The organism is Modestobacter sp. SYSU DS0904 (assembly GCF_054051115.1).
Map to the genome: position 1 here is coordinate 103,356 of NZ_JBJHAQ010000011.1, position 19,898 is coordinate 123,253.

Consider the following 19,898-nt stretch of genomic DNA (forward strand, 5'->3'; position numbering starts at 1 on the left):
GGTTCGTCCGACGGGGGGCGACGGGCACACTGCTGGGGTGACGGACCCCGGCCAGACCACGACCGAGCCCGGCACCGATCCCGGCACCGGACTGCCGGCGGTGCTCGACGGCAGCGACGACGGGCGCTCGGCCCAGGGCCCACGGCTGCTGATCCCGGGCGAGACCTGCTGGCGGATCGACCGGGCCACCCGCTTCGCGGTGTTCGTCGACGCGGCCGGCTACTTCGCCACCCTCAAGAAGGCGGTGCTGCGCGCCGAGCGGCGGGTGCTGTTCATCGGCTGGGACTTCGACCCGCGGATCCGGCTCGACCCGCTCGACGGCGGCCGCCCCGAGGACGACCGGCTCGGCGCCGTCCTGGAACGGGCGGTGAAGGCCAACGAGCAGCTGGAGATCAAGGTCCTGCAGTGGGACCTCGGCATGCTCCGCGCACTCGGCCGGGGCCTGCAGCCGATCGTGCTGCTGGACCGCCGGGCCCCCGACCGGCTCACCCTCGCCGTCGACACCCACCACCCGGTCGGCGGCGCGCACCACCAGAAGATCGTCGTCGTCGACGACTGCCTGGCCTTCGCCGGCGGCATCGACGTTACCGCCGACCGCTGGGACACCTCCGACCACGCCGACGACAACCCGCACCGCCGTCGCCCGGCAGCCGGCCGCGGCGCGGGCCGGCCGACCGGGCCGTGGCACGACACGACCAGCATGATGACCGGGCCCGCCGCCCGGGCGGTCGCCGAGCTCGCCCGCGACCGGTGGGAGAGCGGCACCGGTGAGCGGCTCGAGCCGCTCACCGAGGAGCGGGACTGCTGGCCCGACGAGGTCGAGCCGCTGCTCACCGACGTCGACGTCGCCATCTCCCGCACCCGCCCCGAGCACGGCGGCACGAGCCTGGTGCACGAGATCGAGCTGCTGTGGCTCGCCACGATCGCGGGCGCGCGCCGGTCGGTCTACGTCGAGAGTCAGTACTTCGCCAACCCCCGGATCGCCGACGCCATCGCCGAGCGGCTGCGCGAGCCGGACGGCCCGGAGGTGGTGGTGGTCAACCCCGAGGTCGCCGACGGCTGGCTCTCGGAGAAGGCGATGGGCACCGCCCGTGCCCGCGTTCTCGAGGTCCTCCGGGAGGCCGACGTGCACGACCGGTTCCGGCTCTACACGCCGGTCACGGAGCAGCGCGAGGACATCTACGTGCACGCCAAGGTGACCGTCGTCGACGACCGCCTGCTGCGGCTGGGCTCCAGCAACCTCAACAACCGGTCGATGGGCCTGGACACCGAGTGCGACCTGGCGATCGAGGCGGTCGAGGGGCAGCCGGGGGCCGACCGGATCGCCGCGACCATCACCGGCTTCCGGGACCGGCTGCTCGCCGAGCACCTGGGGTGCACGCCGGACGAGGTCGCTGCCGCGATCGCCGACACCGGCTCGCTCGTGCGGGGCATCGAGCGGCTGCGCCGGCCGGCCGGCCGTTCGCTGGTGGTCTTCGAACCGCCCGAGCTCGGCCCGGTCGACCGGTCGCTCGCCGAGTCCGAGGTGCTGGACCAGGAGAAGACGCCGGACAGGTGGCGCCGGGTCGAGCGGTTCTTCGCCCGCCGCCGGCAGCCCCGCGCCCGCACCTGACCAGCTCCGGCCCGATGACGGTCGGTAGCGGGCTGCTCCCGGACCGTCCCGGCCCCGCTGACGGGGGCAGGACCTCCGGCCGATGCATCGACCGCGGGCCCGGCACGCACTAGGACGTGTGAGGGGCGTCACAGCGCTGTCACAGGGAAGGCGACCGCGACGCCCTGCCACCGGGCTCCACGCCCGGCGGGTCCCCGCCCAGAACGGAGTCCCCATGACCGGACGTCCTGCCCCGACCGCGCCGTCCTCCCCGTCCGGGCGCCGACGGCGCACCAGCCGCAGCAAGCTGCCGCTGGTGGCCGTGCTCGGCGCCGGCCTGCTCGTCGGCGGTGCCGTGGCCCCGTCGATCGCCTCCGCCGGCGGTGGGCACGACGGTGGTGGCCATCACGGTGGTGGCCATCACGGCGGTGGTCACCACGGGCACACCGGCTGCCGTGACGCGCGCACGGCGGTCGAGCCCTTCGGCACCGCCCCCGACGGCACCCCGGTGGAGCGCTGGACGCTGTGCAACGGCGACCTCACGATGCGGGTGCTCACCTGGGGCGGGGTGATCCAGAGCCTGGAGGTCCCCGACGAGCACGGGGACGTCGAGAACGTCGTGCTGGGCTTCAGCGACCTGGCCGGCTACGTCGGCGACGACGACCCGTACTTCGGCTCGCTCATCGGCCGGTACGGCAACCGCATCGCCGGGGGCTCCTTCGAGCTGGACGGGGCGACCTACCAGCTGCCCCTCAACGACGGCCCCAACACCCTGCACGGCGGCCCCACCGGCTTCGACGACCAGGTCTGGACGGCGACCGACGTCTCCGACGAGGAGGTGGCCGCGCTGGAGCTGCACCTGGTCAGCCCGGCCGGCGACCAGGGCTTCCCGGGCACCCTCACCACCACGGTGACCTACTGCCTCGACGACGAGGGGCGGCTGACCGTCCACTACGCCGCGACCACCGACGCGCCCACCCCGGTGAACCTGACCCAGCACACCTACTGGAACCTCGCGGGGGAGGGCTCGGGAACCGTCTACGACCACGAGCTGCAGATCGACGCCAGCGGGTACACGCCCGTCGACGAGACCCTCATCCCGACCGGGGAGGTGGCGCCGGTGGCGGGCACGCCGTTCGACTTCCGCGAGGCGACCGCCATCGGCGCCCGCATCCGCCAGGCCGACCAGCAGCTGCTGTACGGGCAGGGCTACGACCACAACTGGGCGCTGGACCGGGAGGGCGACGGCGCGCGGGAGGGCTCGGACGCCGACGACCCGCTGGAGCAGGCGGCCGTGCTGCACGACCCGGAGAGCGGGCGGACGCTGACGATCTCGACCACCGAGCCGGGGCTGCAGTTCTACTCGGGGAACTTCCTCGACGGCACGCTGGTGGGCACCGGTGGCGGCATCTACCGGCAGGGCGACGGGCTGGCGCTGGAGACCCAGCACTTCCCGGACTCCCCGAACCAGCCGGGCTTCGCCTCGACGGTCCTCCGTCCCGGGGAGACCTACGACAGCACGACGGTCTTCGAGCTGTCGCACTGACCCCGACGGTGGCGGGCGCGGGCATCCGGCCGCCGCCACCCCGGCGGGATCAGGCCACGCTCTCCCGGCCGCGACGACGACGAACGCGGACGCGGCGTGCGCCCGGAGCCGGTCTCCCTGCGCCCGGGGGTCCCGCGCGGCGGGGAACCCGGCCGACGTGCAGCTGCGCTGGCCTCGCTCGTCCCGGGCTCTGGGGTGCGGCAGGCCGGCTGAGCCGGACGGTGAGGTCTCTGCGGGCCGGCAGTCGACGATCGGCTGGCAGGTGAACTCCCGACGTCGGTCGGATGTGATCGCCCGACCTTGAGCCGGCGCCGCACCTCCCCGCCGGCCGGGGCATGGATCGTGCGGCTGCCGGGTACCGGCCGGCCCAACGACGACGCAGAGGAGCAATCGCCATGGGGATCGTGTCCGGACTGATCAAGGCCAACCTGCTCAAGCGACTGCTCGGCCGGCTGAGCAACCGCCGCCGCACCTGAGCTGCGCCGCTCTCCGCCGTGACCTCGCAGCAGCGAGGCCACGGGGTAGGGGCAGCGCTCCGGGCCGGGGGCGCCGGGTGGACAGCGCTGGTCACCGCGGGTCAGCCGATGGCGTGCCCGTTGAGCAGGCCGGCGGGCGACGCTGCTGGGCATGACGACACGCAACTCGAACGCAGTCTGGAAGGGCGACCTCGCCGGGGGCGCCGGTGCGGTGGCGCTGGGGTCCGGCCTGTTCACCGGCCCGTACACCTTCGCGTCCCGGTTCGAGGACGGCGCGGGCACCGATCCCGAGGAGCTCCTCGGCGCCGCGCACGCCTCCTGCTTCGCCATGTTCCTGGCCAACGTGATCTCCGGGGCCGGTCAGCAGGTCACCGCGGTGCACGCCACGGCGTCCGTGACGCTCGGCGCCGGCCCGGCCGTCACCGGCATCGCGCTGGCGGTGACGGCGGAGGCACCGGGGCTGTCCGACGCCGACTTCGCCCAGCACGTGAAGACCACGGAGGCCGGCTGCCCGATCTCCAACGCCCTCGCGGTGCCCGTCACGGTCGACGCACGGCTGGCCTGACGGGGCGCCACGCACCCACCGATCCGCAGCACGTCCGTGCCGCCGCTGGTCCGAGCCCGGACCGGCGGCGGCACGCGTGTGTCCGCGGCAGCCCGCCACCCGCGGGCTGGGCCGGTACGCCGCCGGGCACGTCCTGCGCACCTGCCCGGACCTCCACCTGGTGGTGGTGACCCGGGGAGCGGACGGGGACGGCTTCGCCGGGGACCTCGTCGCCCGGACCGGCAACCCGAACGTCAGCTGCGTGCGAGCGGACCTGGCATCGCTGGCCGGTCGGTCACCCGCGGGGCGTCGGTACCGGCTCCAACGCTCGCCGAGGACCGGGGTCGGGCACCAGTCCGTTCACCGCTCATCCGATGGTCAGCTGGGACCGTTCGGAGCCACCGGGATGCGGTGGCCGGGTGGCAGGTGAACTCTGATGTCGCCCAGCTGTGATCTGGTCCACGGTTGCCGCGGGTGGACAGTCGGGCGGGTCCGGCTTACGGGCGTCCGGTCGGGTCGCACGAGTCATCACTCACGATTATCGTCCGAGCACCGGCAGTGATGCGGGCTGCCCCAGTCGCCTCGGGAGGAGCACAGACCGCACCCGTTCCGTCACCTGAGCGTCACCAAGATGGCCTTGGCTGCTCGCGCCCACTCCTCGTCGGAAGGAACTCGCGTGCCCGCACAACCCGGCACTGCACCCCGCCGCTCGACCGCTCGCGCGGTCGCGCGACGAGGTGTCCTCGGCACCGCCGCCGCGACCCTCGCGGTGGTCGGCCTGCCCGCCGTCGCCACGGCGGCCACCCCCACCACCCCGTTCATCGCCGAGCTGCACTACGACAACACCGGCACGGACGCCGGGGAGTTCATCGAGGTCCAGGTCCCCGCCGGCACCTCGTCGGCGGGTCTGTCGGTGGTCCTCTACAACGGCAACGACGGCCAGACCTACTCGACCACCCCGGTGCCCGCCGTGACGGCGCCGGCCGACGGCCCGGCGGTGGCGCTCGTCGAGTACCCGGCCAACGGGATCCAGAACGGCGCTCCGGACGGCATCGCGCTGGTCGACGCGGACGGCACCGTCCTGGAGTTCCTCTCCTACGAGGGGGTGCTGACCGCGGCGAACGGGCCGGCCGCCGGTGCCACGAGCACCGACATCGGCGTCGCCCAGAACGGGTCGGACCCGGGCGGGACGTCGCTCTCGCGCAGTTACGACGCCGGCACCGACACGCTGGTCTGGCAGGGGCCGGCGGCGAGCACCCCCGGTGCGCTCAACCCCGCCCCCGGTGGGGAGGGCCCCGGCGGTGAGCAGCCGGGTGAGCCGGGCGGCCCGGCCTGCGAGACGGAGCCGACCCACGAGATCGGCCAGGTCCAGGGCACCGGCGACGCCACCCCGCTCGCCGGCCAGCCGGTGACCGTCGAGGGCGTCGTGGTCGGCGACGTCCCGGGTTTCGGTGGCTTCTACCTGCAGGACGCCGACGGTGACGGCGACACCGCCACCTCCGACGGCGTCTTCGTCTACAGCCCCGCAGCCGTCGACCTCGGCGACACCGTCGTCGTCTCCGGCACGCCGGGGGAGTACGAGGGGCAGACCCAGATCGGCTCCGGCAGCACCGTCACCGTCTGCGCCGAGGGCGCCGCGGCCGACCTCCCGCCGGCGGCGGAGCTCGACCTGCCCGCCGACGACGCCACCCGCGAGCGGCTCGAGGGCATGCTCGTCGACCCGGCCGACACCCTCACCGTCAGCGAGGTCTACGACCTCACCCGCTTCGGCGAGCTGCCCCTCGCCGAGGGCGGCATCCTGGTGCAGCCGACCGAGCTCGCCCGCCCCGGCCCCGAGGCCGAGGCGATCGCCGCGCAGAACGCCGAGCGCCGGATCGTCCTCGACGACGCCGTGACCGCCCAGGTCACCCCGGCGACGGCGCCGTACCTCACCCCCGACACCCCGGTCCGCGTCGGTGACGAGCTGTCCTTCCAGTCCCCGCTGGTGCTGGGCTACGGCTTCGACACCTGGCGGCTGCAGCCGGCCGACGGCACCGCGGAGGGCACGTTCGCGCCGCAGAACACCCGGCCGGCGACCCCGGACGAGGTCGGTGGTGAGGTCCAGGTCGGCGCGTTCAACGTGCTCAACTACTTCCTCACCTTCGGCGGGGAGGGCCGCGGCGCGGACGACGCCGAGGGCCTCGAGCGCCAGGCGGCCAAGATCGTGACCGCGATCAACGCCATGGACGCCGACGTGCTGAGCCTGATGGAGATCGAGGACACCGCCTCCACCGGCTACGGCGACGGCAGCCCCGACCAGGCGGTCGCCGACCTGGTCGCCCGGCTCAACGCCGACGCCGGCACCGACAAGTGGGCCTTCACGGCGTTCCCCGAGGAGCTCCTCGCGGTCGACCGCGACGTCATCCGCAACGCGATCATCTACCAGCCCGCGTCCGTCACGCCGGTGGGCGACTCGATCGGCCTGGTCGACGAGGTGAACTTCGACAACGCCCGCGAGCCCATCGCGCAGACGTTCTCGGCGGCGGGTGACGAGTTCACCGTCATCGCCAACCACTTCAAGTCCAAGGGCAGCGGCGAGGGCGCCAACGCCGACCAGGGCGACGGGCAGGGCGCTTCCAACCCCGACCGCGTCGGCCAGGCCGAGGCGCTGGCCGGCTTCGTCACCGAGCTGCAGGAGAGCACCGGCGACGAGGACGTGCTGGTCCTCGGTGACCTCAACGCGTACTCGCAGGAGGACCCGATCGAGGTGCTCCGGGAGGCCGGCCTGACCGACCTGGGCACGCAGTTCGACGAGGGGCGGTACAGCTACGTCTTCGACGACCAGTCCGGCTCGCTGGACCACGCCCTGGCCACCGACGGCATGACCGCCAAGGTGACCGACGTCGCGCACTGGAACATCAACTCGGTCGAGTCGTTCGCCTACCAGTACACCGGCGCAGCCGAGCTCTACGCGCCGCACCAGTACCGGTCCAGCGACCACGACCCGCTGCTGGTCGGGCTCGACCTCGACGGGTCCGGTGAGCCGGTCGACGGGATCACGGAGCTGCAGCTGCTCGGGATCAACGACTTCCACGGCCGGCTCGGCGACGCCGTCGCGCTGGCCGGCACCGTGGAGGAGCAGCGGGTGCGGGAGGACGTCGACGCGACGCTGCTGCTGTCCGCCGGGGACAACATCGGCGCCTCGCCGTTCGTCTCCGGCGTCCAGCAGGACGAGCCGACGATCGAGGTGCTGAACGAGCTGGGCCTGCAGGCCTCCGCCGTGGGCAACCACGAGTTCGACCGCGGCTTCGCCGACCTCACCGACCGGGTCGGGGTGGACGGCGAGAGCGGGCTGGCCGCCTTCGAGTACCTGGGCGCCAACGTCTACCGGGACGGTGCACCGGCCCTGCCGGAGTACGCGCTGCTGGACGCGGACGGCGTGACGGTCGGCGTCATCGGCGTGGTCACCGAGGAGACGCGCTCGCTGGTCTCCCCGGCGGGCATCGAGGGCATCACCTTCGGCGACCCGGTCGAGGCCACCAACCGCGTGGTCGGTGAGCTGACCGACGGCACCGGCGACGAGGCGGACGTCATCGTCCTGCTCGCCCACGAGGGCGCGCCGGGCAGTGACTCCCTGGAGGAGGAACTCGCCGCCGACACGGCGTTCGCCGCGATCGTCGGTGGGGTCGACGCCGAGGTGGACGCGATCTTCACCGGTCACACCCACCAGAGCTACGCGTGGGAGGCGCCGGTCCCCGGCGCCGAGGGCACCCGGCCGGTGATCCAGACCGGGTCCTACGCGGACGCGCTGGGCCGCATCGCGCTGACCTACGAGGAGGCCACCGACGAGGTGACCGCCGTGACCGTGGAGAACCTGCCGCTCAGCGAGCGGCCGGCCGACGAGCTCGTCGCCGCGTACCCGCGGGTCGCCGAGATCGCCGAGACGGTCGCGGCCGCGGAGGCCTACGCCGAGGAGGTGGGCAGCGAGGTGATCGGCGCGGTGACGGCCGACATCACCCGTGCCTTCGCCACCGACGGCACGGAGGACCGCGGGTCGTACTCGGCCCTCGGTGGTCTGGTCGCGGACTCCTACGTGTACGGGTCCGAGCTCAGCGCCATCGAGCCGGCCGACCTCGGTCTGGTCAATCCCGGCGGCCTGCGGGCCGACCTGCTGTACGGGGAGGATGGCGAGATCACGCTGGCCGAGGCCAACGCGGTGACGCCCTTCGCCAACGACCTGGTCGTCACCTCGCTCACCGGGGCGCAGCTGGTGCAGGTGCTCGAGCAGCAGTGGCAGCCCGAGGGGAGCTCGCGCCCGTTCCTGGCGCTGGGTGCCTCCGAGGAGCTGACCTGGTCCTACGACCCGGAGGCGCCCGCCGGTGAGCGGATCATCGTCGACAGCATCCGGATCTCCGGGGAGCCGATCGACCTGGCCGCGACCTACCGGGTGGCCACGAACAGCTTCCTGGCCTCCGGCGGGGACAACTTCACCGTCTTCCCCGAGGGCACCACGGAGGGGACCGGGCTCATCGACTTCGACTCCTTCCAGGCGTACCTGGAGGAGAACTCGCCGCTGAGCCCGGAGGCCTACACCGGCCGGGTCACCGTCGGCGAGGCCGAGGAGCCGGGGGCGCCCGCCGCTGGGGTGACGGTGTCGGAGACGACGGTCGCCGCCCGGGACCGGGTGACCGTCTCGGTGACCGGGTTCGGGCCGTCCGAGCGGGTCACGGTGACGCTGGGCCGTGACCGGCTCGGGCGCATCCGCACCGACGCCCAGGGCGCCGGTTCGGCGACGGTCCGCATCCCCAACCGGGTCGCTGCCGGGTCGGCCGAGATCGTGGCCACGGGTTCGGAGTCGGGGGTGACCGCGGCGGTGCAGGTGCAGGTGACCGACGCCGGCCAGCCCGGCAACGGCGGTGGCAACGGCGGTGGCAACGGCGGTGGCAACGGCGGCGGCACGGGCAACGGCGTCCTGGGCTGGATCGTGGGCTTCCTCCAGGACCTGTTCCGCGGCTGGTTCGGCGGCTGAGCCACCGTGCCGGCCGACCGCGACGGTCGGCCGGCACCGGAGCAGCGCGACGACCGGAGGCCGGTCCCCACTCGGTGGGGGCCGGCCTCCGGCCGTCCCGGGGTCGTCCACGTGCCGCGCGGGTCGGGGACCTGCGGGATGCCGATCACGCCGGGGGTGTGGTGGTGCCTGCGGTAGCGCCGCCCCGGCAGCTGGCGGGATCGATCGGCGGTGCCCGGCGCCGGAGGGTGGACGGCGTCCGACGAGGACCCCGACCCGAGGAGCTCCCCATGCCGCACCGCACCCGCCCAGCCCGCCGCCCCGCCCACCGCCGCAGGTCCACGTCCCTCGCCGTCGGCCTGGTGGGCGCCGTCACGGCCGGCGTCGCGTTCACCGCGCCGGCCGCGTTGGCCGACCCCGGCGCGGACGCCGGCCACTCCCGGTCGCACGGGGTCGTGCAGCAGCAGCTGGACCAGCTGGTCGCCGCGGACGGCTTCCCCGGCGCGCTGGCGTCGGTGCGGCACGCCGATGGCCGGGTGCGCCAGTACACCGCCGGGGTGGGCGACCTCCGCAACGGGGAGCCGGTCCCCGTGAACGGCTCGGTGCGCATCGGCAGCAACACGAAGACCTTCACGGCGGTCGTCGTCCTGCAGCTCGTCGGGGAGGGGAGGATCGACCTCGACGCCCCCGTCGAGCAGTACCTGCCGGGAGTCGTGCGGGGCAACGGCAACGACGGCACCGCGATCACCGTCCGGCAGCTGCTCCAGCAGACCAGCGGCCTGCCCGACTACGACGACGTCGTGTTCACCCGGCCGCAGGACCTGATCGACCGGAGCTCGGCCTACTTCCAGCCGCGGCGACTGGTCGACGAGGCGCTGACCCGGCCCGCCCTGTTCGCGCCGGGGACCTCGTGGGCGTACAGCAACACCAACTACGTGCTCGCCGGCCTGATCGCCGAACGGGTCACCGAGCGCCCCCTCGGCGAGGAGATCACCCGGCGCATCATCGAGCCGCTGCACCTGCGGCACACGTACTGGCCGGGGGTGGGGGACCAGCAGATCGCCGGCCGGCACCCGCAGGGCCACGTCGCCGTCGCGCCTGGTGCACCGTGGGTCGACGTCACGGAGATGGACCCCTCGCTGGGCTGGGCCGCGGGGCAGCTGATCTCCACCCCGGACGAACTGCGCCAGTTCTTCGACGCGGTCGTCGGCGGGGAGCTGCTCGAGCCGGCGCAGCAGGCGGAGATGATGACCACCGTCGCCGCGCCCGGGTTCGAAGCCACCGAGGGGTGGGAGTACGGGCTCGGCATCGCCCGGCACGACCTCAGCTGCGGCGGCGCCGCCTGGGGGCACGGCGGGGACATCCAGGGGTTCCAGACGCGGAACCTCGCCACCGAGGACGGGCGCAGTGCGGTCGTCGCGGTGACCGGGTTGCCCACCACCCTGGAGATGGTCGAGCACGTCTCCGCGAGCGTGGACCAGGCGCTCTGCGCCCCGGTCGGGTGAGGGCTCCGGACGCCCCGGCCCGCAGCTGCGGGCCGGGGCGTCCGGGTGGGGTGGCTACCGGAGGTCGTAGCGGTCCAGCTCCATGACCTTCACCCAGGCAGCGGCGAAGTCCTGGGCGAACTTCTCCTGCATGTCGTCGCCCGAGTAGACCTCGACGATGCCGCGCAGGATGGAGTTGGAGTTGAGCACCAGGTCCACCGCGGTCGCCGTGCGGACGACGTTCCCGTCGGCGTCCAGGCCCTCGTAGACGTCCTCGTCCTGCACCGAGGTGCGCCACTGGACGCCCAGGTCCAGCAGGTTGCGGAAGAAGTCCTGGGACAGGACACCCGGCCGGTCGGTGAACACACCGTGCTGCACCCCGCCGGTGTTGGCCCCGAGCACCCGCAGGCCGCCGAGGAGCACCACCATCTCCCGCGCGGTCAGCTCGAGCATGTAGGCGCGGTCGATCAGCAGCGTCTCCGGCTCGAGCTTGCTGCCCGGCTGGAGGTAGTTGCGGAAGCCGTCGGCCCGCGGCTCGAGCCAGCGGAAGTTCTCGACGTCGGTCTGCTCCTGGCTGGCGTCGGTGCGGCCGGGGGAGAACGGCACGGTGAGCTGCACGCCGGCGTCGGCCGCGGCCTTCTCCACCGCCGCGGTGCCACCGAGCACGATCAGGTCGGCCAGCGACACCCGCTTGCCGGTCTGCGACTCGAAGTCGCTCTTCACCTGTTCCAGCACCGGCAGCACGTCGGCGACGCCCTGGTTGGCCGCCCAGTTGATCTGCGGCTCCAGGCGCAGCCGCGCCCCGTTGGCCCCACCGCGCTTGTCGGTGCCGCGGTAGGACGCCGCCGCTGACCAGGAGGTGTGCACCAACTGCGACACGGTCAGCCCCGAGGCGAGCAGGCGGGCCTTGAGGTCGGCGATCTCCGCCTCGCCCACGAGCTCGTGGTCGACGGCCGGGACCGGGTCCTGCCAGATGAGCTCCTCGGCCGGCACGTCCGGGCCGACGTAGCGGCTCTTCGGGCCCATGTCGCGGTGCAGCAGCTGAACCACGCCCGGGCGTACTGGTCGGCGAAGTACTCCGGGTCGTTGTAGAACCGCTCGGAGATCTCCCGGAACCCGGGGTCGGCCATGAGGGCGAGGTCGGTGGTCGCCATCATCGGGGCGTTCTTCTTGCCCTCGATGTGCGCGTCCGGGACGAGCTCCTGCGCCTCGGGGTTCTTCGGCTTCCACTGCTTCGCGCCGGCCGGGCTCTCGGTGAGCTCCCAGTCGTAGCTGAACAACATCTCGAAGTAGGTGTTGTCCCACTGGGTCGGCGTCGGGGTCCACGCGCCCTCGAGGCCGCTGGTGATGGTGTCGGCGCCCTTGCCGGTGCCGTACTGGCTGACCCAGCCGATGCCGTTGCCGTGCACCGGGCAGCCCTCGGGCTCGGGGCCGACCAGCTCGGGGTTGCCCGCGCCGTGCGTCTTGCCGAAGGTGTGGCCGCCGGCGATGAGCGCGACGGTCTCCTCGTCGTTCATGCCCATCCGGCTGAAGGTGACGCGGATGTCGTGGGCGGACGCCAGCGGGTCGGGCTTGCCCTGCGGACCCTCGGGGTTGACGTAGATCAGGCCCATGGTGACGGCGGCGAGGTGGCCGTCGTCCAGGTCCAGCGGGGCGTCGTCGGCGTAGCGCTCGTCGCCGAGCCAGGTGTCCTCCGGGCCCCAGAAGACCTCACCGGGCTGCCAGTTGTCGGCGCGGCCGAAGGCGAAGCCGAAGGTCTTCAGCCCCATGTCGTCGTGCGCGACGTTGCCGGCCAGCACCAGCAGGTCGGCCCAGGAGAGCTTGCGGCCGTACTTCTGCTTGACCGGCAGCAGCAGCCGGCGGGCCTTGTCCAGGTTGGCGTTGTCCGGCCAGCTGTTCAGCGGGGCGAAGCGCTGCCCGCCCTCGCCACCGCCACCTCGGCCGTCGGCGATGCGGTAGGTGCCCGCGGCGTGCCAGGACATCCGGATGAACAGCGGGCCGTAGTGACCCCAGTCGGCCGGCCACCAGTCCTGCGAGGTGCGCATGACCTCGACGACGTCGCGCTTGACCGCCTCGACGTCGAGCGTGGCCACCGCGGCCTTGTAGTCGAAGTCCGCGCCGAGCGGGTCGGAGTCCTTGGAGGTCCTGTTCAGCACCTGGACGTCGACCTGGTTGGGCCACCAGTCGCGGGTGGTGCGGGGGCGCCCGTTGGTGGCCGGCTCCGGCGCCTTGATCGCCGGGTTCTCGCTCTCGCTGGTGCTCTCCGACTGCGCCTTGGCGACCTCGGTCTTGTCGTAGTCGGCCGTGCTGACCTGGGACTTGTCGTGCTCGGTCACGGGTTGCCTCTCTCTGCGGGACGGTCGGTGGTGGGCGGGGCAGCCGGTGCGGTGGCGCAGGAGCTGCACCGGCCCCAGTAGATGACCTCGGCCTCGTCGACGACGAAGCCTGCGTCGTCGGAGGGGGTCAGGCAGGGCGCGGCGCCGATGGCGCAGTCGACGTCGACGATCGAGCCGCAGTCCCGGCAGACGAGGTGGTGGTGGTTGTCGCCCACGCGGGCCTCGTAGCGGGCCACCGAGCCCTGCGGCTGGATGCGCCGCACCAGGCCGCTGTCGGTCAGCGCCCGCAGCACGTCGTACACCGCCTGGTGCGACACCGCACCGAGGCGGGCGCGGGCCGCCCCGATCAGCGCCTCGGTGTCGACGTGCGGCTGCGCGTGGACGGCGTCCAGCACCGCCAGCCGTGGCCGGGTGACCCGCAGGCCTGCGGTGCGCAACAGCCGTTCGAGGTGGGCGGCATCCGGCACAGCGGCAGCCTGTCGTCGTTTCTTGACCAGGTCAAGAGAGCTTGGCGCCGGCAACCGTCCGGGGCGGGTCGTCGGCACCAGCCGGTCAGCGCCCATCGGCTCTTCGGCCCGTTCACCTGGTCGGCCGGCCGGGTGGCGAGGTCCGCCCAGGCTGTCGGCAGCCCCGAGCCTCTGCCGGTGACGGCCGGCGCGGCAGGGTCCTCCGGCTCCACCGGCCGCCGCCCGTGGTCCTGACCTGCAGACCGATGCCGGGGCGGCGCAACGCTTGACCCGCCCGCGGCCGGTCGGGAACGTGGCCGCGGGGCGGCCACTTCCTCGGGATGGAGCAGCCCGCTCTGTTCACCGATGACGTCCGAGCCTTCTTCCGGACCCTGCGCCGACCGCCCACCGCTGGCACGGGTGGTCGGTGAGGACGTGGGGCGGGCGCACTCCCGGCGACGACGGGTGCCCCGACAGGTGTGCAGCCGAGCGGTCGGCCGCGACGGTGCAACCGACGTCGACGAGCCGCGACCCGACCTCGGGTCGGCAGCGCGCGAAGGGCCTCAGGCCGACGCGGGATGACCTCGGTGATCCGTTCCGGAGTTCGCGGCGCGGCATGGGTTGACACGGTCGTGGTCATGGCCGGCGCCGTCATCGGGATCTTCCTCGACAACCCCGCCATGGGGATCCCGATCGGCATGGTGCTGGCGCTGCTGTCCTGTGGAAGCCGGGCTCGGAGACGACTCTGCCGAACGGATCGGACATGCCGGACCAGGATCGGCGGTAGCGGTCAGTCGACCGGTGGGAGGTCGGGGAGTCCTTCTCGGTCAGGTGTCGCGGCGTCGGCAACTCGCTGCAGCGTGAGCACCGCGTGGAGCGGACTGCGGGTTGCGGTCGAGAGGGTCAGACCGCGCGCCCCAGCGCCGGGCCCGCGTCGGCGAGGAAGGTCGCCAGCGTCCGTGCCGGGCGTCCCGTCACCTGCTGGACCGTCTCGGTCACGCGCGTGAAGGTCCCGGCGCGCACGCGCTGGAACGTCAACGCGGTCAGGTCCCGCTCGAAGCCCTCGGTCCCGGCCGCCGCCTCGTCGATCGTGACCTCCCGGTGGACCACCGGGCGTCCGGTGCCGTGGGCGAGCAGCTCCGCGGTGCGTGCCAGCGACAGGCTCTCCGGCCCGGAGAGCTCGTACACCTGGCCGGCGTGGCCCTCGTCGAGGAGCGCCCGCCCGGCGACCGCTGCGATGTCCCGGGCGTCGATCCAGGACACGCTCGTGCCGCCACTGGCGAAGGGGAGCTCGCCGGTGTCCAGGAGCTGGTCGCGGTAGAAGCGGGGGTCGGTGAAGACCTGCATGAACCAGCTGGGCCGCAGGATCGTCCAGCTCCGGCCGCTGCCGCGCACCACGCGCTCGGTCCGCAGCGACCACCCGTCGGGGCCGACGTCGTCCGCGTTCCGCTCGGACAGCAGGACGACGTGGGCCCGGGGCGGCGTCCGGTCGAGCAGCGCGCCGACCAGCTCCGGGGCGTCGGCGCGTATCGGCTGGACGACGTACACGGCGTCGATGCCGTCGGTGGCCGCGGGCCACCCGGCCGGGTCGTCCCAGGAGAATGCGGTCGGTCGCACGCCCTCGGTGGTCACCGTGGCCGGGTCGCTGCTGCCACCGAGCACCTCGACGTCCGGCCGGGCGACGAGCAGCTCCGCCAGCGGGACGCCGGTCTTGCCGCGGACCCCGGTCACCAGGACGCGCGTTCTCTCCGTTCCCGGACGCTCCACTGCGATCCCCTCCGATTGCTTGAGTCACTGAAGTAATGGTCTCCATGCAACCACGGAAGCATGAGTGACTCAAGTAATATGGGCCCGTGACCGACGCGGCCAGCACCCTCGACCAGCAGGTGTGGGACTTCGTCTACGCCTACGACGCGGCGTACGACGCGGCAGCGCAGGCGGTCGGGGTGAGCGCGGCCCAGGCCTGCCTGCTGGGCCGGCTGAGCGCCGGCAGCAGCTCGATGGGGGAGCTCGCCGTCGCCCTGCTGTGCGACGCGTCGAACGTCACCCAGCTGGTCGCTCGGCTGGAGGCGCGCGGGCTGGTGGCCCGGGTGGTCGACCCGGCCGACCGGCGGGTCAAGCGGGTGTCGATCACCGCGGCGGGGCGGCGGGTGCACCGCGACGTCCGGCGGGCGTTCGAGTTCCCGGCCGACCGGCTGGGCCGCCTGACGGGGGAGGAGCAGCAGCGGTTCTCGGCGCTGCTGTCGAAGGTGCTCGCTCCGGGTGGGCCCGAACAGGGATGACCCCCGCGCCCCACGGTGATGCGCCGGAGTGCACGCAACCGGGGCCGGCAGCGGCCCCCACCACCGGCCTCCCGCACGCCCGCATCGAGCTACTGGACGGCGGGCACTTCCTCCTGGAGTCCCACCTGGACCAGGTCGCGCGGCGTGTGGCGGGTGGGCTGGCCAGGATGCCCGCCGCGGCCGGCGTCAGCAGGTGCCGGAAGCCCCGCAGCACCGGGCGAAGTCTCCGTCGCGCAGCACCCGGTCATCCTGTCAGCTGCGGATCCACGGGCTCCAGGTAGAAGCGCGACCGGGCGATCACGTCGTCGTCGACGACCACGACGATGACGCCCCGCTGGTGGAGCCTCGCGCCGTCCCGTCCGCTGCCCAGGAACTCCCACTCCGCCCACACCTCGTCGCCGGCACCCGCCCGGGCGGCCACCACCGCCTGGATGTCCGGGAAGGTCGCGAAGATGCTCTCCCAGTTGCGTCGGATCTGGTCCCGGCCGGTGAACGAACGCGCCGGGTGCGCCGGCCAGAGGCACTCGAACGCGGGGGCGAAGCACCCGGTCAGTGCGTCGATGTCGTGCCTGTTGACGGCATCGACCAGGCGGTCGATCACGGCCAGCGGCATTCGTCCTCGTCCTCACGGTCGATCACTGCGGTCGGAGCGACGCCAGCGGCGCGCGCGGGGCCCCGCCGGGGTGCGACCTGTACCCCGACCACCGCCCGCGATCGCGGTTTGGTCGTGTGATCGTCGAGGTCGCGGGTAGCGCCGCTGTGATGGCTGCCAACGTCTTCGTACTCGGAATGGACGACCTCAACGCGGAGATCCTCGATGACCTGCCTGAGCACCGGTACCGGTTCCACGGCCTGCTGACCAAGGAGGAGTTGATCGGGGTCGAGGACATCGACCTCCCGGCGATGCTCGACCGGGCCCAGACCCACCTCGAGGCCTTCGACGGACCCATCGACGCGATCATCGGCTACTGGGACTTCCCGGTCAGCTCCATGGTGCCGATCCTGTGCCGCCGGTACGGGGTGCCGGGCCCGTCGCTCGAGGCGGTGACCAAGTGCGAGCACAAGTACTGGAGCCGGCTCGAGCAGCGGAAGGCGATCGACGAGGTGCCCGGGTTCGCCCTGGTCGACGTCGACGGGCCCGCCCGGCTGCCGGCCGAGCTGAGCTACCCCGTGTGGCTCAAGCCGGTGAAGTCGGTGTCCTCGGAGATGGCCTTCCGGGTGGCCGACGACGACCAGCTCGCGGGCGCACTGGCGGAGATCCGGGAGGGCATCGGCAAGTACGCCGAGCCCTTCGAGTTCGTGCTGGACCAGCTCGACGAGCTCCCGTCCGGCATCGCCGAGGTCGGCGCCCGGGTGTGCCTGGCCGAGGAGGCCGCGGTGGGCCGGCAGGTGACCGTGGAGGGCTACCGGACGGCGGGCCGTTCGCACGTCTACGGCATCGTCGACTCGCTGCACTACCCCGGGACGTCCAGCTTCCTGCGCTACCAGTACCCCTCCCAGCTGCCGGCGGAGGTGCAGCGCCGGATGGCGACGTTGTCGGAGCGGGTCATCGACCAGATCGGCCTGGAGCAGATGACGTTCAACATCGAGTACTTCTGGGACCCGGAGACCGGTCACATCCGGCTGCTGGAGGTCAACCCACGGCACTCCCAGTCCCACGCGCGGCTGTTCGAGCACGTCGACGGCATCTCCAACCACGAGCTGCTGGTCGAGCTCGCCCTCGGGCAGGAGCCCGCCGAGCCGCACGGTGACGGCGCCTATGGGATCGCGGGGAAGTGCTTCCTGCGGGCCTTCGACGACGCCCTGGTGACGCGGGCGCCGTCCCCGGAGGACGTCGCGCGCGTCGAGCGGGAGGTGGACGGCGTCACCGTCGAGGTGGTCGCGGAGCAGGGGCACCGGTTGTCGGAGCTCGCGCAGCAGGACAGCTACAGCTACGAGCTGGCGCGGCTGTTCATCGGCGCGGAGGACGAGGCGGAGCTGGAGGCCAAGTACGACCAGTGCGTGCGGATGCTGCCCTTCGAGTTCGAGGAGGCCGCACGTGGCTGACACCGAGCTGCGCTTCCTGCGGGAGCTCCCCGGCGAGGTCGTCGAGGACGAGCACGTGTGGATCCCGATGTCGGACGGCACGCGGCTGGCCGCCCGGATCTGGCGGCCGGCGGACTCCGCGGAGCAGCCGGTGCCGGCGGTCCTGGAGCTGATCCCGTACCGCAAGCGGGACCTCACCGCCTACCGCGACTCCATCCACCACCCCTACATGGCCGGCCACGGCTACGCGTGCGTCCGGGTGGACCTGCGGGGGAGCGGGGACTCCGAGGGCGTGCTGACCGACGAGTACCTCGAGCAGGAGCTCACCGACGCCGAGGAGATCCTCGCCTGGCTGACCGAGCAGCCCTGGTGCAACGGATCGACCGGCATGATGGGCATCTCCTGGGGCGGCTTCAACGCCCTGCAGGTCGCCGCCCGCCGTCCCCCGGGGCTGAAGGCGATCCTGACGGTCTGCTCGACCGACGACCGGTACGCCGACGACGTGCACTACATGGGCGGCTGCCTGCTCAGCGACAACCTCTCCTGGGCCTCGACGATGTTCGCCTACAACTCGAGCCCGCCCGACCCGGCGCTGGTGGGGGACCGGTGGCGGGAGATGTGGCTGGACCGCCTGCACGGCAGCGGCCTGTGGCTGGAGGAGTGGTTGCGCCACCAGACCCGGGACGAGTACTGGCGGCACGGCTCCGTCTGCGAGGACCCCGCGGACGTCCAGTGCGCTGTCCTGGCGGTCAGCGGCTGGGCGGACGGGTACTCCAACGCCGTCTTCCGGATGATCGACAGCCTCGACGCGCCGCGCAAGGGGCTCATCGGACCCTGGTCGCACAAGTACCCGCACCTGGGCCAGCCCGGCCCGGCCATCGGCTTCCTCCAGGAGGTCGTCCGGTGGTGGGACCGCTGGCTCAAGGGCATCGACAACGGCGTCACCGGCAACCCGGCGCTGCGGGTCTGGATGCAGGACAGCGTGCCGCCGCTGACCGCCTACGAGGACCGCCCCGGCAGGTGGGTGGGGGAGCCGAGCTGGCCCTCGCCGCACATCCGCGAGGTCGCCTACCCGCTGGCCCGCAACCGGCTCGCCGCCGGCGGGGAGGTGGTGCCCGAGGAGTCGTTGGGCATCGAGTCGCCGCTGTCGGTGGGGCACTTCGCCGGCAAGTGGTGCTCGTACAACGCGCCCCCCGACCTGCCCTACGACCAGCGCGAGGAGGACGGCGGCTCGCTGGTGTTCGACAGCGATGTCCTGGAGCAGCAGTACGAGATCCTCGGCGCGCCGGCGGTGGAGCTGGAGGTGACCAGCAGCCGACCGAACGCGATGGTGGCGGTCCGGCTCTCCGACGTGGCGCCGGACGGCCGGGCCACCCGGGTCACCTACGGGCTGCTCAACCTCACCCACCGGGATGGGCACGCCGACCCGGAGCCGCTGGTGCCCGGCCAGCGCTACCGGGTCCAGGTGCAGATGAACGGTGTGGCCCACGCCTTCGCGGCCGGCCACCGCATCCGGCTGTCGCTGTCGACCTCGTACTGGCCGCTGGCCTGGCCCTCCCCGGAGTCACCGCGGCTGGAGGTGACGACCGGGTCGAGTCGGCTGTGTCTGCCCCACCGGCCGCTCGGGGAGTCCGACGAGGTCTCGGTCCAGCCCTTCGAGGAGCCCGAGGGGGCCGAGCCGATCGCGGTCACGAACGTGCAGCCCGGCGAGCACCGCTGGCAGGTCACGCGGGACCTGATCGGCTACGAGTCCGCCCTGGAGGTCGTCAACGACCTGGGGGTCGTGCGGTTCGACGACATCGACCTGGAGGTGACCCGGCGGGCCGAGGAGCGCTACAGCTCCGTGGGGGACGACGTGGGGTCCGTCTGCGGGGAGACGACGTGGCGGATGGCCTTCCGCCGGGGCGACTGGCACGTGCGGACGGTGACCCGCACCGTGCTGACGTCCACCGCGACCGACTTCTGCCTGCACGCGGAGCTGGACGCCTTCGAGGGCGAGCGGCGCGTCGTGTCGCTGAACTGGGACCGGACGGTGCCGCGGCACCTCGTCTAGCTGTACTGAGCAGGACCGTTGTTGACGCGGGAGCGACCTCCGGGTCGGGTGGAGCTGTCTGACGGCATCCATTCCGACCGCGGAGGTCGCTCGTGTCCCACGCTAACGCCCGACTGACTCCGGCCGGG

Annotated in this window: 14 protein-coding genes; 9 read left to right on the forward strand and 5 right to left on the reverse strand. The window is 73.0% G+C overall.

Annotated features, from left to right (window positions below):
* Positions 1–37: 37 nt before the first annotated feature.
* The 6 genes from ACI79U_RS09920 to ACI79U_RS09945 all read left to right on the forward strand — a co-directional run bounded on the left by ACI79U_RS09920 (position 38) and on the right by ACI79U_RS09945 (position 10,649).
* Positions 38–1,612 carry a phospholipase D-like domain-containing protein gene (locus ACI79U_RS09920; RefSeq protein WP_457070490.1) on the forward strand — a complete coding sequence of 525 codons (1,575 nt, stop codon included), beginning with the start codon at positions 38–40 and terminating at the stop codon, positions 1,610–1,612.
* 214 nt (positions 1,613–1,826) lie between these two features.
* The gene (locus ACI79U_RS09925) at positions 1,827–3,137 is read left to right on the forward strand and encodes an aldose epimerase family protein (RefSeq protein WP_457070492.1); all 1,311 of its coding nucleotides are present in this window, start codon (positions 1,827–1,829) and stop codon (positions 3,135–3,137) included.
* Between the two features lie 335 nt (positions 3,138–3,472).
* The gene (locus tag ACI79U_RS09930) at positions 3,473–3,613 is read left to right on the forward strand and encodes a hypothetical protein (protein WP_457070494.1); all 141 of its coding nucleotides are present in this window, start codon (positions 3,473–3,475) and stop codon (positions 3,611–3,613) included.
* Positions 3,614–3,764: 151 nt separating this feature from the next.
* A complete protein-coding gene (locus tag ACI79U_RS09935) occupies positions 3,765–4,178 on the forward strand; it encodes an OsmC family peroxiredoxin (protein WP_457070496.1) in 414 nt (137 codons plus the stop codon).
* A 655-nt stretch (positions 4,179–4,833) separates the two neighbouring features.
* Complete coding sequence (locus ACI79U_RS09940; protein ID WP_457070498.1) at positions 4,834–9,165, forward strand: ExeM/NucH family extracellular endonuclease; 4,332 nt, start codon at positions 4,834–4,836, stop codon at positions 9,163–9,165.
* 269 nt (positions 9,166–9,434) lie between these two features.
* A complete protein-coding gene (locus ACI79U_RS09945) occupies positions 9,435–10,649 on the forward strand; it encodes a serine hydrolase domain-containing protein (protein ID WP_457070500.1) in 1,215 nt (404 codons plus the stop codon).
* Positions 10,650–10,703: 54 nt separating this feature from the next.
* Here ACI79U_RS09945 and ACI79U_RS09950 read toward each other — a convergent pair whose 3' ends face one another.
* The 4 genes from ACI79U_RS09950 to ACI79U_RS09965 form a co-directional block, all read right to left on the reverse strand.
* Positions 10,704–11,621 (reverse strand): peroxidase family protein, encoded by a 918-nt coding sequence (locus ACI79U_RS09950; protein WP_457072789.1) that lies wholly within the window; start codon positions 11,619–11,621, stop codon positions 10,704–10,706.
* A complete protein-coding gene (locus ACI79U_RS09955; RefSeq protein ID WP_457070504.1) occupies positions 11,510–12,964 on the reverse strand; it encodes a peroxidase family protein in 1,455 nt (484 codons plus the stop codon). The genes ACI79U_RS09950 and ACI79U_RS09955 overlap by 112 nt, the downstream gene beginning before the upstream one ends.
* Complete coding sequence (locus ACI79U_RS09960) at positions 12,961–13,431, reverse strand: Fur family transcriptional regulator (RefSeq protein WP_457070506.1); 471 nt, start codon at positions 13,429–13,431, stop codon at positions 12,961–12,963. The genes ACI79U_RS09955 and ACI79U_RS09960 overlap by 4 nt, the downstream gene beginning before the upstream one ends.
* A gap of 882 nt (positions 13,432–14,313) precedes the next feature.
* Positions 14,314–15,141 carry a nucleoside-diphosphate sugar epimerase gene (locus ACI79U_RS09965; protein ID WP_457070508.1) on the reverse strand — a complete coding sequence of 276 codons (828 nt, stop codon included), beginning with the start codon at positions 15,139–15,141 and terminating at the stop codon, positions 14,314–14,316.
* Between the two features lie 122 nt (positions 15,142–15,263).
* On the opposite strand from ACI79U_RS09965, the gene ACI79U_RS09970 reads away from it, so the two are divergent.
* Complete coding sequence (locus tag ACI79U_RS09970) at positions 15,264–15,692, forward strand: MarR family winged helix-turn-helix transcriptional regulator (RefSeq protein WP_457070510.1); 429 nt, start codon at positions 15,264–15,266, stop codon at positions 15,690–15,692.
* 244 nt (positions 15,693–15,936) lie between these two features.
* On the opposite strand, the gene ACI79U_RS09975 is transcribed toward ACI79U_RS09970, so the two are convergent.
* A complete protein-coding gene (locus ACI79U_RS09975; RefSeq protein ID WP_457070512.1) occupies positions 15,937–16,305 on the reverse strand; it encodes a nuclear transport factor 2 family protein in 369 nt (122 codons plus the stop codon).
* 149 nt (positions 16,306–16,454) lie between these two features.
* Here ACI79U_RS09975 and ACI79U_RS09980 point away from each other — a divergent pair, with 149 nt between their 5' ends.
* A complete protein-coding gene (locus ACI79U_RS09980) occupies positions 16,455–17,738 on the forward strand; it encodes an ATP-grasp domain-containing protein (RefSeq protein ID WP_457070515.1) in 1,284 nt (427 codons plus the stop codon).
* Positions 17,731–19,770, forward strand: coding sequence for a CocE/NonD family hydrolase (locus tag ACI79U_RS09985; RefSeq protein WP_457070517.1), 2,040 nt, complete (start codon positions 17,731–17,733; stop codon positions 19,768–19,770). Before ACI79U_RS09980 ends, ACI79U_RS09985 begins: the two co-directional genes overlap by 8 nt.
* Positions 19,771–19,898: the final 128 nt, after the last annotated feature.